Below are 12,331 nucleotides of genomic sequence, written 5' to 3'. Positions count from 1 at the left end.
GTAGCGAGGCGGTGGCGTCAAGACGAAACCCCCGGAGACCAGCTCCGGGGGTTTGCGTTTCCGAACGACGATTACAGGTCGATCGCGAAGTAACCGCCGAGGTCGGCAATGCCCGCCTGGAAGAAGTTGGCGGCATCTTCCCAAGCACTGTCGCCGGCCAGGCTGGCGGCGATCGCGGCGTCGGATCCGAACAGGTAGTCGGCGGCGTTCTCGAACTCGATCTGGTCGCCGCCGTTGAGGATCGCGAACAGCAGCACGTTGTTGCCGTCGATGAACTGCGTCAACGCACCGTTGAGCAGGCTGTAAGAGCCCGGGTCGCTGGAAATCTCGTCTTCCCAGTTGACGCCGTAGAGCATCATGCCGAAGGCGGCGTTCACGTCGTCTTGGTTGATGGTGAGGAACGGGTTGGCCTCGGAGGCGTCGATGACCTTGTCGCCCACGCCGGCCAGGGTGGCCTGCGACTCGAAGAGGAAGTTCATCGACTGGATCTCACTCGCCAGCACCGAGCTGAAGTCGAAGCCGGTCGAGTCGTCGGCAGCCGCCAACGGCGCCAACGCGAGTGCCGTACCAGCGGCAAAGCTGCCGAGCACACCGATTTTCCGCATGTCCATTCCCCCAAAATGCCCTTCATCCTCACTGCCCGGCGGCCGGTTTCCCCACCCCCGCCGGAAGCTCCCCCCAGCACCGTTGCTGTGAGCCGGATAAAATCTAACAAAGACCTGTGATCAATACAAGTGAATGTTCACTCGTATTTTGGTTTCTTCGGGTTCTTCCCCATGTTCGCCCCAGGGCGAGCAGTATTTGTGCACGTCGACCTGTGTTCAGGATCACGATCCGGGCCGCCCGCGCACCGCGTCCGATGTCCCGAATACCCCCAAGTGAACATCGGGACCGGCGGTACCCACGGCAAGACGAAACCCCCGGAGACGATCCTCCGGGGGTTTCGGTTCGGCCTGCGGCTACGAGTCGAAGATGCCGAAGAAGCCCATCAAGTCGCCCCAGGCGAACTGGAAGTAGCTGGCGGCTTCTGCCCAGCCACTGGCGGCGCTATTGGCGATGTCCTCCATGCTGTTCCCGCCAAGCAGGTCGCCGGTGCCGCCGTCCCAATCGAGCACAGCGCCGTTGTTCATCATCGCGTACAACAGCGAGTTGATGCCGTCGTCGAACGGGACCATCGCGCCGTTGTAGACGTTGTAGGCACCCGGATCGGAGGCCAGTCCGGCCTCCTCCGGATTGAAGCCGTAGACCAGGTAATCGAAAGCGGTCGTGCCACTGTCCTGAACCGTAGACACGTCCGCGGGGTTGATGATGTCGAAACCCTGCGGGCCCATGGTGACGTCCGTGGAGGGGACGCCCGCCAAGAAGGTGTCGGTCCCGAAGAGGAAGTTCATCGACGCGATCTCGCTGTCCACCACGGACGTCAAGGGGTCGGTGTCGGCAGATGCCAACGGCGCCAATACGAACGCCGCGCCGGCGGCGAAGCCACCAACGACGACAGATTTGCGCATGCTCATGTTCGATGCCTTTCGCGATGTCTCTCTTTGGCGGTGGTCCGCCCCAGGAGCCCCCCAGCACAACCACTGAAAGCCGCAGGGGCTCTGTCAGTTTCACTAATCCTGTTACGATTGAAACCCTGCGTGATAGCTGCGCAAATCCATATACCTCCTGATAGCCCCTCGGCGCGCAGAAGGACCCGGGCGATCACCCACCGGACTCAGCCAAGGCATCAGTTGCCGGCGAACGCCATGTCATACATGTCGTTCCGGGCGGTGACTTGCCCCATTTCAAGCACCCCCGGAGGAAAAGCCAAGAACCTCCCCAGACTGCGGTTTTCGGCGACTTCCACCCACCGATTGAAATCTTCCGTCCGGCTGACGACGGGTTATACCTGCGCCGGCCCGTTGAGAAGAAGCCCCCTGTGAATCAATATTCCCGTACCGTACGCCGATGCCTCTCTGCGGACAACACAAGTGGGACATCAGTTTTCGTACAGATTCCTGTGCTTTTCGTTTACGTTCGCGTCAAGGAGGGATGATCGCCGGCACAGCTCTGGCGAGGCCCAGACACCGATGCCCGAAGCGCGTTTCGCCTATGCTGCGAACATGGCTTCCCCGCGGAAGACTCCATGGGAGACGGTGCAGCGATTCGCCGAGCACCTGGTGTTCAACGAGGCTCCCCGGTTCATCCGCCAACTCGAACAGGCACCGCAGGTCCAGCAGCGCATCCAACGCGGTATCGAGCAGGGCATCAAGATCGGCCTGGAAATGCTCACCGGCGCGACATCAGAGCCGCCGACGGAGATCCCCGCCGGGCGCCCGGTAACCGACAGCAGTGTGCCCACCGCACACCGCGCACGCCGGCTCGTCTACTCCCCCGACCTCAACGGCCGCGCCGACCCGGGCGAGATCGTCTGGACGTGGGTGGCCTATGAGGACGAACCGGACCAGGGCAAGGACCGACCGGTGCTGGTCGTCGGCCGCGACCGCAACACACTGCTGGGCCTGATGCTGTCCAGCCGGCAACGGCACGCCGACGACAGGAACTGGGTCGGTATCGGTGCGGGCAACTGGGACGATGCCCGCCGGATCAGCTGGGTGCGGCTCGACCGGGTGCTCGACGTGCCCGAGGAATCGATCCGGCGCGAAGGCGCCATTCTGGAGCGCTCGGTGTTCGAGGTGGTGGCCGCCCGACTGCGCAGCGACTACTCGTGGAGCTGACGCAGCCCCTCCGATCTAGCTAGCCCTGGGCGATGTAGTCACGCAACTGCTCGTGTTCGGCCTGCAGCTCCTCCATGCGGGACTTGACGACGTCGCCGATGCTGACGATCCCGGCCAATCGGCCGTTTTCGAGTACCGGGATGTGACGTGCGCGGTGCTCGGTCATCAACATGCTGACGTCGTCGGCGGAGTCGCTCTTGGTGCAGGTCGCCACCACGCGGGTCATGATGGCCGATACCGGCCGGACCAGCAGGCTGGCGCCGTGGACGTGTAACTGGCGTACCACGTCGCGCTCGGAGGCCACCCCCTCCAGGCCATCGCGCCCGATCACGACCATGGCGCCGATGTTGTGCTCAGCCAGGCCCGCTAGCAACTCCATGACGGTGGCATCCGGATGGATGGTCACCACCGCCGCACCCTTGTTCCGCAATACATCCGCGATCCGCATTGACGCCTCCCGCCGCAGTGATCTGCTTCACACCAGGCTAGGCCATTTGGCCCGGCCGGGGGTGGCGATAACGAAACTGAGCCGATCGCGTAGCGCACGAGCGCCATCTGTGGCATATGTGACGTCATGACGATCGAGATCACGCTGCTGGGCACCGGAAGCCCGATCCCCGACCCGAACCGCGCCGGCCCGTCGACGCTGATCCGGGCCGGCGGCCAGCAACTGCTGGTCGACTGCGGACGAGGGGTGCTGCAGCGTTTGGCAGCGGCGGGCAGCTCGGCCAGCACCCTGTCGGCGCTGCTGCTCACCCACCTGCACAGCGACCACATCGCCGACCTGGGCGATCTGCTGATCACCCGGTGGGTTACCACCTTCACCCCGGATGCCCCGCCGCTGCCGATCATCGGGCCGCCGGGCACCGCGGAGGTGGTGGAGGCGACCTTGCGAGCGTTCGGCCACGACATCGGCTACCGCATCGCCCATCACGACGATCTGACCGCCCCGCCCCCGGTGGACGTGCAGGAACACACCGCGGGCCAGGTCTGGGATCGCGACGGCGTGCGGATCACCGTTGCGCCCACCGACCACCGGCCGGTGACGCCGACGATCGGCTTCCGGATCGAGCACTCCGACGAAAACGGGACCGCCTCGGTGGTGGCGGCCGGCGACACCGTGCCCTGCGAGAGCCTCGACGAGCTGGCGAGCGGGGCCGGTGCGCTGGTGCACACCGTCATCCGCAGCGACCTCATCGAGTTGCTGCCCCAGCAGCGGATCCGCGATATCTGCGACTATCACTCTTCGGTGGCCCAGGCGGCCGCGACCGCCCAACGGGCCGGGGTGGGCATTCTGGTGCTGACGCACTATGTACCTGCCATCGCACCCGGGCAGGAGGAGCAGTGGCGGGCGCTGGCGGCCGCGGAGTTCGACGGTCCGATCGAACTCGGCGACGACCTGCACCGAGTCGAGGTGACCGCCCGCAGCTGAGTCGAGTTGGGGAGTTGCCGGGCCAGCTGGTACCCTGAACAGCTGTTGCTCCCGTGTCGGGAGGCGAACCCAACTCAAGTTTTTGCGAAGGAATTACTCCGTGGCCAACATCAAGTCGCAGGTGAAGCGCAACCGGACCAACGAGCAGGCCCGGCTGCGCAACCAGTCGGTGAAGTCGGCGGTGCGCACCGCGATCCGTGCCTTCCGTGAGGCCGCCGCAGCCGGCGACAAGGACAAGGCCGGCGTGCTGCTGGCTTCGACCAGCCGCAAGCTGGACCAGGCCGCCAGCAAGGGCGTCATCCACAAGAACCAGGCCGCCAACAAGAAGTCGGCGCTGGCGAAGGCGCTCAACCAGCTCTGACCTAGCGGATTGCCCGCAACCGCAGGCCCCTGATTCCACTGGCGAACAGGGGCCTTCGTGTTGCCCGGATCAGCGGTCGGCCAACTCGGCGACCCCGCGGACCGCGGCCTCCAGTGCGTAGTCGGCGTCGGCGGCGGCGCCTTTGACGTCAGCGTTGAGGGCGGCCACCAGCCGCACCGCGGCCGCCATGGTCCCCGGCGACCAAAACCGCGACTGCTTCTGCGCCTTCTGCACCCGCCAGGGCGGCATGCCCAATTCACCGGCCAGCCGGTACGGATCACCCGACTTGGACCTCACCCGGGCGATGGTGTGAACCGCCTCGGCCAAGGCGTCGGCCAGCACCACGTGCGGTTCGCCGCGAATCATCGCCCAGCGCAGTGCCTCGGTGGCACCGGCGACGTCGCCGACGACCGCCCGATCGGCGACGTCGAACCCCTTCACCTCGGCTTTGCCGCTGTGATAGCGCCGCACCGCGATGGCGTCGACGTGCCCACCGGTATCGGCGACCAGCTGCGAGCAGGCCGAGGCCAGTTCGCGAATGTCAGAGCCCACCGCATCGAGCAGCGCCGTCACGCAGGCGTCATCGACTCGAACCTTGAGCCCGCGGAACTCGGCCCGGACGAAGTCGGCACGTTCGGAGGCCTTGGTGATACGGGCACAGGTGTGCACCTCGGCACCGAGTTCCCGCAACTGCCCGGCCAGTGCCTTGGCCCGCCCCGCACCCGAATGCACCACCACCAGCACGGTGCCCAGCGGGACGTCCTCGGCCGTGGCGGCGATCAGCGCTACGGCCTCCTTCCCGGCTTCGGCGGCGGCCTCGAGCACCACCACCCGTTCGTCGGCGAACAGCGACGGGCTCAGCAGCTCGGCGAGCTCGCCCGCCTCGACCTCACCGGCCCGCAACCGGTCCACCGGTATGTCGGTGCTGCCGGCCTGCTTCCGAACTGCGGCCAGTACCTGGCCAACGGCCCGTTCGACCAGCAGTTCCTCATCCCCGAGGATCAGATGCAGCGGCGAAACCGATTGGCTCACCCGCCAATCGTGTCACGCTGTGCCGACACCCGCCCAGGCGGTCAACACCTGCGTGGCCGACCACGCCAGCAGGCACAGTGCCAACGCGGCCAGCACCCGCCGGCACCACCGCCATCGCCAACACACCACCACCAGGACGGCGGCGGCACCGACCCCGACGACCCCCACCACGCCCTGCGGCACCGGCACGGTGGCGGCGGGAACCCCGCCGGACCAGCGCGCGACGCGGCAGACCCACCACAACTCCGGTCCGGTGAAACGGATCAACAGCGAGGCGCCCGCCGGCCACCACCCGCACAAGACCGCCGCCGCGCTGCCCAGCACGGTGATCGGCGCGACCAGCGCCGCCACCGCCAGGTTGGCCACAGTGCTGACCAGGCTGAGCCGCCCAGAGATGCCTGCGATCAACGGCGCGGTGACCAGGTTGGCGGCCCACGCCACACAGACCGCGGCGGCCAGCGGCCGAGGCCACCCATGGGCCACCAGCCGGGACGTCCAGACCGGTGCGATGAGCACCAACGCCGCGGTGGCCACCACCGACAGCGCGAACCCGACGTCGACCGCCAGGTGCGGGGCCAACGCCAGCAGCACCAGCACACTGGCGGCCAGGCTCGGCACCGCCTGGCGGCTGCGCGCTGAGAGCACGCCCAACAGCGCGATAGCTCCCATCACCGCCGCCCGCAACACACTGGCCGCGGGCTGCACGACGATCACGAATGCGACCAGTGCAATCCCGGCCAGTACCGCGGCGGCGCGCGGCCCGACCAGTCGCGCCGAGAACAGCACCGCACCGCAGATGATCGTCACGTTGGCGCCGGAGACCGCCATCAGGTGGGTCAGCCCCGCGGCCCGAAAGTCTCGCCCGGTGGCGGCGGTGATCGCCGAGGTGTCGCCGAGCACCAACGCGGGCAGCATCCGGGCCTGCTCGTCGGGCAGCGCCCGCGCGGCGACGATCGCGAACCGGGCCCGAACCCGATGTGCTGCCCGCGCGACCGGTCCCGGCCGGCCGCGCACCGGAGTGCCGGTGGCCGTGAGCACCGCCACCGACAGATCCCGCCGGTCCGGGCGGGCGACCTTGGCGCGAAACGCCATCGACTGGCCGACCATCACCTCGCCGAATTCGACGCCGGAGGCGAATACCACCACCCGGCCCGACGCGACCGCGTCATCGAGGCGCTGCAAGGTGGCCCGAAACATCACCCGGCGCGCGCCGGCCGGCAGCGGGCTCTCACTCGGGGTGACCGTCACCGCCGCCGTCGTGCCGACCACCGCGCTGATCGGATGGTGCTCGACGGCGGCGGTACGCAACGCAACCGCCCACCCGAAGCCCACCCCCGTCATCGACGCCGCGGCAACCGCCGCACTCACCAGCCGCCAACCGGGGCGCCGGAGCCGTCCGGCGTAGCAGTACAGCACGCCGGCTGTCACACCCAGCAGAGCACACAGCGCGGCTAGGACGCCGCCGATCTGCCACTGGATGCCGGCCGCCGTGACCAGCCAGCCGACCACCGCCGCCGGCACCAGCCGAACGTCGAGCCGGGCCGCCGGCGCCGGTGCGGCCGCCGGCGGCGTCACGGGTCAGACACGAACCAGGGCACGCAGCTTGTCCAGGCGCGCCGGGCCGATTCCGTCGACGTCGCCGAGCTGATCGACGCGGGTGAACTTCCCGTGCGTGTCGCGCCAGGCCACGATGGCGGCCGCGGTCACCGGACCCACCCCGGGCAGGGCGTCGAGCTGCTCGACCGTCGCGGTGTTGAGGTTGACCGGCTCGCCCGGTTTGGGGCCGGGCCCGGCAGGTGTCGGTGCGGTGCTGGTACGTGGCGCATCCGCGGCCGGCGTGACCGCGCCGACCGAACTGCCCAGTACCGGCAGGCCGGGCGGCGGTGCCAGACCGACCACGATCTGTTCGCCGTCGACCAGGGGCCGGGCCAGGTTCAGCCCCACCGTATCCGCGCCGTCGAGGGCGCCGCCGGCCGCGGTCAACGCGTCGGCGATCCGGGAGCCGGGCGCCAATGTCGTCAGACCCGGCTTGTGCACCAGCCCGACCACGCTGACCACCACCTGCTCAACGGGCGGCGCCGCGGAGCTGGCGGCCAGATCCTCGGTGCGCGGGCTGGCGGTCGAAACCATCTCCACCGGTGGCAGTTTGGCGCTGATCACCGGCGCGGGCTGGTCCCGCAGCACGGTGAACACCGTGATGAGCACGGCGACTGCGGCGATCACCGCGAGGGCGATCGCACCGGCTCGGCCCGGGTCGGCCCGCACTCGGGCAAGCCAGCCCGTTTCTGCTGCGGCGTCGGGCAGCCACCGCGGCAGCAACGAATTCGGGTCAGCCTCGTCGCCGGCTTCGGAGGTGTGGTCGCCACTCTCGGATTCCGGCAGCAGGCCGAGTCGACGCTGCAGCCGCTCGCCGGGTAGTTCTGATGCCATGCGCCGACGGTAGGTGCCGGCACCGTCGACCCGGCTCGCTCACCGCACGGTTCGGGCCGGATCTGTGGATCGATCCCGGGCTGTGCACAACCCTTCTCGCTAGGGGTTCAGCCACTCCCCGACGTCGTGCGAGATGCCCGACGACGGCGTGTACCGCACCTTCGCCGCAGTGACCCCGGTGGGCAGCGCGAAGACCACGCAACCGGTGTTCGATGCGCCGGCGGGGATCAGGAACCAGCCGTAGGCGAAGTCCTTGCACTCGGTCACGGTGGCGAAGTCGGCCTGGTAGTTCTGCTCGTCGGAACCCACCACGGTGACATCACTGTTGCTGTTGCCGACGATGGTCGTGGTTCCGGCGTTCTCGATCCGCAGCTTGGTGGCGAGGTAGGTCTTGCCGGCCGCGCCCCAGCCGTTCGGGACGGTCGCCGGCGCGATGACCTCCGTCAACGTCACAGCGATCTTCTGCCCGCCGATCCGCATCAGGTCCAGCGTCTGGCCGATGTGCGCGGGCGGCCTCGGGGCCGCACTCTGCGTAGCCCCCGGCGACGAGTCCGTGGTGGCCTTCTGCGCCGGCTCCCCCGAGCACGACACGAGAGACAAGACCAGGACACAGAGCGCGACGACCCACCGTCTCATGAGGTCCAGCCTACAAAAGCGCACGGTAAGCCCTCCCCCGCAGTACCGCGGGTCCGCCGATTAGGGTGCATACCAACCGTGAGTTCACCCAACCAACCGGGAGGTCGACGTGAGACTGGCACTGACCACGGAGGAGGCAGCATTCCGCGACGAAATGCGCACCTTCTTCACCACCGAGATCCCCGCTGACATTCGCGAACGCAGCCGGTTGGGCCATTCGATCTTCCCTGACGACATCGTCACCACCCAGCGGATCCTCAACGCCAACGGCCTCGCGGTTCCCAACTGGCCGGTCGAGTGGGGCGGCAAGGACTGGACGGCGACCCAGCACCAGATCTGGCACGACGAGATGCAGCTGGCCTCGGTACCCGAACCGCTGACCTTCAACGCCAAGATGGTCGGTCCGGTGATCGCGGAATTCGGCTCCCAGGCGATCAAGGAGCGCTTCCTGCCCGCCACCGCCAACCTGGATATCTGGTGGTGCCAAGGCTTTTCCGAGCCGGAGGCCGGCTCCGACCTGGCCAGCCTGCGCACCACCGCGGTGCGCGACGGCGACAGCTACATCGTCAACGGGCAGAAGACCTGGACCACACTCGGCCAGTACGCGGACTGGATCTTCTGCCTGGTGCGCACCGACCCGCAGGCCCCCAAGAAGCAGGCCGGGATCTCCTTCCTGCTGTTCGAGGTGTCGACTCCCGGGGTGACCATGCGGCCGATCAAGCTGATCGACGGCGGCTATGAGGTCAACGAGGTGTTCTTCTCCGATGTGCGGGTGCCCGCTGATCAACTGGTCGGCGAGGAAAACCACGGCTGGACCTACGCGAAGTTCCTGCTGGGCAATGAGCGGACCGGCATCGCCGGGGTGACCCGCACCAAGGTGCGCGTCGCCGAACTCAAGCAGCGCGCCAAGGCGCTGGGGGCCCTCGACGATCCATTGTTCGCCGCACGGGTCGCCGAACTCGAAAACGATCTGCTGGCATTGGAGCTCACCCAGATGCGCGTGTCGAGCGACTCCGCCGACGGCAAGCCGAACCCGGCGTCGTCGGTGCTCAAGCTGCGCGGCAGCCAGCTGCAGCAGACCGCCACCGAGCTGTTCGTGGAGCTGGCCGGTCCCGATGCCCTGCCCTTCGAGGCGGGCGACGGCATCGCCACGCCCACCTGGGCGCAGGACGCGGCACCGACGTACCTGAACTACCGCAAGACGTCGATCTACGGCGGCAGCAACGAGGTACAGCGCACCATCATCGCGTCGACCATTCTCGGCCTTTAGGAGGTATGACGGCCATGGACTTTCAACTCAGCGACGAGCAGGTTCTGCTGCGCGACACCACCCGTTCGATGTTGTCGGGCTACGACACCGAGACCCGCAACAAGGTCATCGAGACCGACCCCGGATTCAACCCCGAGGTGTGGAAACAGCTGGCGGACATCGGGATTCTCGGTCTCGGTTTCGACCCGCAGGAATCCGGTCCGCTGGAGATCATGGTGGTGCTCACCGAGATCGGCCGGCGGGTAGCGCCGGAGCCCGTCGTGCACGGAGCGCTCGGGCCGGGAGCGCTGATCGCCGAGCGCGGCGATGCGCAGCAGCGTGAGTTGCTCGACGCCGTCGCCGGGGGCGAGCAGATCCTGGCGTTCGCACACACCGAGCCGGGCATGCGCGGCACGGCAGGCAAGGTGGCCACCACGGCTGTGCAGCAGGGTGATTCGTGGCGGCTGAGCGGACGCAAGAACCCGGTGCTGACCGGGGATCGCGCCGACACACTGGTGGTCAGCGCCGCTTTGCCGGCCGGCGGGACCGGGCTGTTTTTGGTCGACGGAAGCGCCGACGGCCTGACCCGTCAGTCCTATCGGACTTTCGACGGCCAGCGTGGCGCCCAGGTCGACTTCGCCGACACACCGGCCACCGCGCTCGGCGAGGCGACCGATGCCACGGCCGCCATCGAGCGCGCGGTCATCCGCATCTCCTCGGCACTGTGCGCCGAAGCGGTCGGCGCGATGGAAGAGGCCTTGCGGCTGACCACCGACTACCTCAAGACGCGCAAGCAGTTCGGGGTCACGCTCAACACCTTCCAGACCCTGACCCAGCGCGCCGCCGACATGTACGTGTCGCTGGAGCTGGCCCGCAGCATGAGCATGTACGCGGCGATGTCACTCGCCGATGACAACTACGACCCGGTGATCGCGGCGCGCGCCAAGCTGCAGGTCGGCCGGTCCGGGCGGCACATCGCTCAGGAGTCCATCCAGTTGCACGGCGGGATCGGGGTGACCTGGGAGTACCCAGTCGGCCACTATGCGGCCCGGCTCACCGCGATCGAGCACACCCTGGGTTCGTCGCAGGATCAGCTGCACGTGCTGATCGACAACCTGGGTGGCTACGACCTGGCCAAGCTGTAGCCCTACCTTTCCCCGAGCGTGCGTGTCCCCGGTCTCGACACGGAGTGTCGGACCGGGGACACGCACGCTCGCGCTAAGAAGAAACCCGAGCTAGAAGAAGAACCCGAGCTGAGCCGGGACGTCGGTGAGGAACGCCGCGTCCAATCGGCGCACCACGGCGTCGTCGCCGCATCGCAACCGGCCGGCACGGGCCAGCGCGGAGGCACGGTGCGCGCCCAAGTAGAGGCTGCCCAGTACATCCAGGTCCAGCTCGACGTCGGCCGCCGCGTCGGTCGGGGCGCAGCAGGCCCGGCCGTCGCGGACCTGGAGCGCGAATCTGCCCCCGTCGCCACGGAACCCGTCACACACCTGCAGAACGACCGACACGTCGGCGCCGTAGCTGCGTGCCTGTAGCGCGGCTGGGATGTTCATGATCCGCAGCCACAGGTCGTCCTGCCGTCCGGTGGTGGTGGCCACCCGGGTGTCGGTCAGTAGGTACGGCATCGGATCGTCCGGGTAGGTTTCGACGACGATCTTTCCCATCAGGTCCAGCCCGAGCAGCGCCCGCCACAGCGCGGCGTGGCCGCCCGGGGTGACCGCCCGGAACTCCCCCACCCGCACCGTCTTTGGCTCTCCGGCGTGCACCCGGTAGAGCACATAGCCGTCGGGATGCAGCAGCCCGAACCACTCGGTGCCGCCGTCCCGGGTGTCCTCCCGGTCGGCGAGCAGGTCATCCCAGAGCGCCGGCGGGCGCTCCAAACCACCCGGGGTGCGCTGGCGCCACCGCTGGTAGACCGCTGCGAACTCGTCGCGGCTGTGGGCCGCGTTGACCAGCCGTACCCCGCCCGGATCGGGCGCGTCGGGGTGCAAGTGGGCGAACCGCCGGTCGATGGTCAGCTCGTGATCGATCGTCGCCGGCCCGTAACCGAATCGCCCGTAGATGCCGCCCTCACTGGCGGTCAACGCCGCGATCGGATAGCCCGAATCAGCGATGCGCCGGTGCAATTCGTTGTACATCAACCGGAGCACACCACGTCTGCGGTGAGTCGGCGCCACCACCACGCCACTGATTCCGGCGACCGGCAGGATCGTCTCGCCCGGGACCGTCATCCGCAGGTCGAGGTAGAAGGCGACACCGACCACCGAGTCACCGTCGCAGGCCACCACCGCTCCGTCGGCCGGTACCAAGCTTCGGATGGCCTCGACCTCATCAGGATGCGTGACCACGCCGAACCCGGCGTTCTCCAGCAGCATGATCGATGGCCAGTCGTCAGCGGTCACGGTGCGCACGCTCAGGTCAGTCACGTGGTCCGACGGTGCCACAAAGGCGGTCACTGCGCACCTGAATAT

13 protein-coding genes are annotated in these 12,331 nt (G+C 68.0%); 5 read left to right on the top strand and 8 right to left on the bottom strand.

Features of this window, described 5'->3' with window-relative positions; translation table 11 throughout:
* Window positions 1-71: 71 nt before the first annotated feature.
* Window positions 72-605, bottom strand: coding sequence for a hypothetical protein (locus ABW16_RS14965; RefSeq protein ID WP_233424780.1), 534 nt, complete (start codon window positions 603-605; stop codon window positions 72-74).
* A 354-nt stretch (window positions 606-959) separates the two neighbouring features.
* Window positions 960-1,514 (bottom strand): hypothetical protein, encoded by a 555-nt coding sequence (locus ABW16_RS14960; protein WP_047319966.1) that lies wholly within the window; start codon window positions 1,512-1,514, stop codon window positions 960-962.
* A gap of 588 nt (window positions 1,515-2,102) precedes the next feature.
* Here ABW16_RS14960 and ABW16_RS14955 point away from each other — a divergent pair.
* Complete coding sequence (locus tag ABW16_RS14955) at window positions 2,103-2,717, top strand: type II toxin-antitoxin system PemK/MazF family toxin (protein WP_047320019.1); 615 nt, start codon at window positions 2,103-2,105, stop codon at window positions 2,715-2,717.
* 19 nt (window positions 2,718-2,736) lie between these two features.
* Here the strand turns inward: ABW16_RS14955 and ABW16_RS14950 are convergent, their stop codons facing one another.
* Window positions 2,737-3,165, bottom strand: coding sequence for a CBS domain-containing protein (locus ABW16_RS14950; RefSeq protein WP_047319965.1), 429 nt, complete (start codon window positions 3,163-3,165; stop codon window positions 2,737-2,739).
* 126 nt (window positions 3,166-3,291) lie between these two features.
* Here ABW16_RS14950 and ABW16_RS14945 point away from each other — a divergent pair, with 126 nt between their 5' ends.
* Window positions 3,292-4,149 (top strand): ribonuclease Z, encoded by an 858-nt coding sequence (locus ABW16_RS14945; protein WP_047319964.1) that lies wholly within the window; start codon window positions 3,292-3,294, stop codon window positions 4,147-4,149.
* Between the two features lie 100 nt (window positions 4,150-4,249).
* Window positions 4,250-4,510 (top strand): 30S ribosomal protein S20, encoded by a 261-nt coding sequence (rpsT, locus tag ABW16_RS14940; protein ID WP_047319963.1) that lies wholly within the window; start codon window positions 4,250-4,252, stop codon window positions 4,508-4,510.
* A gap of 69 nt (window positions 4,511-4,579) precedes the next feature.
* Here rpsT and holA read toward each other — a convergent pair whose 3' ends face one another.
* The 4 genes from holA to ABW16_RS14920 form a co-directional block, all read right to left on the bottom strand.
* On the bottom strand, window positions 4,580-5,542 hold the full coding sequence (holA, locus tag ABW16_RS14935) for a DNA polymerase III subunit delta (protein WP_047319962.1): 963 nt from the start codon (window positions 5,540-5,542) through the stop codon (window positions 4,580-4,582).
* A 12-nt stretch (window positions 5,543-5,554) separates the two neighbouring features.
* The gene (locus ABW16_RS14930) at window positions 5,555-7,117 is read right to left on the bottom strand and encodes a ComEC/Rec2 family competence protein (protein ID WP_047319961.1); all 1,563 of its coding nucleotides are present in this window, start codon (window positions 7,115-7,117) and stop codon (window positions 5,555-5,557) included.
* A gap of 3 nt (window positions 7,118-7,120) precedes the next feature.
* On the bottom strand, window positions 7,121-7,972 hold the full coding sequence (locus tag ABW16_RS14925; protein WP_047319960.1) for a ComEA family DNA-binding protein: 852 nt from the start codon (window positions 7,970-7,972) through the stop codon (window positions 7,121-7,123).
* A 99-nt stretch (window positions 7,973-8,071) separates the two neighbouring features.
* Complete coding sequence (locus ABW16_RS14920; RefSeq protein ID WP_047319959.1) at window positions 8,072-8,608, bottom strand: DUF4352 domain-containing protein; 537 nt, start codon at window positions 8,606-8,608, stop codon at window positions 8,072-8,074.
* A 109-nt stretch (window positions 8,609-8,717) separates the two neighbouring features.
* Between ABW16_RS14920 and ABW16_RS14915 the strand changes: the two genes are divergently transcribed.
* Together ABW16_RS14915 and ABW16_RS14910 are read left to right on the top strand one after the other, a co-directional pair.
* Window positions 8,718-9,878: an acyl-CoA dehydrogenase family protein gene (locus tag ABW16_RS14915; protein ID WP_047319958.1), complete on the top strand. Its 1,161-nt coding sequence runs from the start codon at window positions 8,718-8,720 to the stop codon at window positions 9,876-9,878.
* Between the two features lie 14 nt (window positions 9,879-9,892).
* Entirely contained in the window at window positions 9,893-11,002 is a 1,110-nt protein-coding gene (locus tag ABW16_RS14910) for an acyl-CoA dehydrogenase family protein (RefSeq protein ID WP_047320018.1), read from the top strand.
* A gap of 90 nt (window positions 11,003-11,092) precedes the next feature.
* On the opposite strand, the gene ABW16_RS14905 is transcribed toward ABW16_RS14910, so the two are convergent.
* Window positions 11,093-12,304, bottom strand: coding sequence for an enhanced intracellular survival protein Eis (locus tag ABW16_RS14905; RefSeq protein ID WP_109519617.1), 1,212 nt, complete (start codon window positions 12,302-12,304; stop codon window positions 11,093-11,095).
* Window positions 12,305-12,331 lie beyond the last annotated feature (27 nt).

This window comes from Mycolicibacter heraklionensis (genome assembly GCF_001021505.1).
In the GTDB taxonomy this organism is placed as follows: Bacteria; Actinomycetota; Actinomycetes; order Mycobacteriales; family Mycobacteriaceae; genus Mycobacterium; species Mycobacterium heraklionense.
This window is presented reverse-complemented; position numbering and strand designations above follow the sequence as displayed.

What these genes read in the sequence shown, in the direction of transcription:
- ABW16_RS14960 (WP_047319966.1), bottom strand. Translation starts at nt 1,514, where the DNA reads ATGAGCATGCGCAAATCTGTCGTCGTTGGTGGCTTCGCCGCCGGCGCG.
- ABW16_RS14910 (WP_047320018.1), top strand. Translation starts at nt 9,893, where the DNA reads ATGGACTTTCAACTCAGCGACGAGCAGGTTCTGCTGCGCGACACCACC.
- ABW16_RS14945 (WP_047319964.1), top strand. Translation starts at nt 3,292, where the DNA reads ATGACGATCGAGATCACGCTGCTGGGCACCGGAAGCCCGATCCCCGAC.
- ABW16_RS14965 (WP_233424780.1), bottom strand. Translation starts at nt 605, where the DNA reads ATGCGGAAAATCGGTGTGCTCGGCAGCTTTGCCGCTGGTACGGCACTC.
- ABW16_RS14950 (WP_047319965.1), bottom strand. Translation starts at nt 3,165, where the DNA reads ATGCGGATCGCGGATGTATTGCGGAACAAGGGTGCGGCGGTGGTGACC.
- ABW16_RS14925 (WP_047319960.1), bottom strand. Translation starts at nt 7,972, where the DNA reads ATGGCATCAGAACTACCCGGCGAGCGGCTGCAGCGTCGACTCGGCCTG.
- ABW16_RS14955 (WP_047320019.1), top strand. Translation starts at nt 2,103, where the DNA reads ATGGCTTCCCCGCGGAAGACTCCATGGGAGACGGTGCAGCGATTCGCC.
- ABW16_RS14920 (WP_047319959.1), bottom strand. Translation starts at nt 8,608, where the DNA reads ATGAGACGGTGGGTCGTCGCGCTCTGTGTCCTGGTCTTGTCTCTCGTG.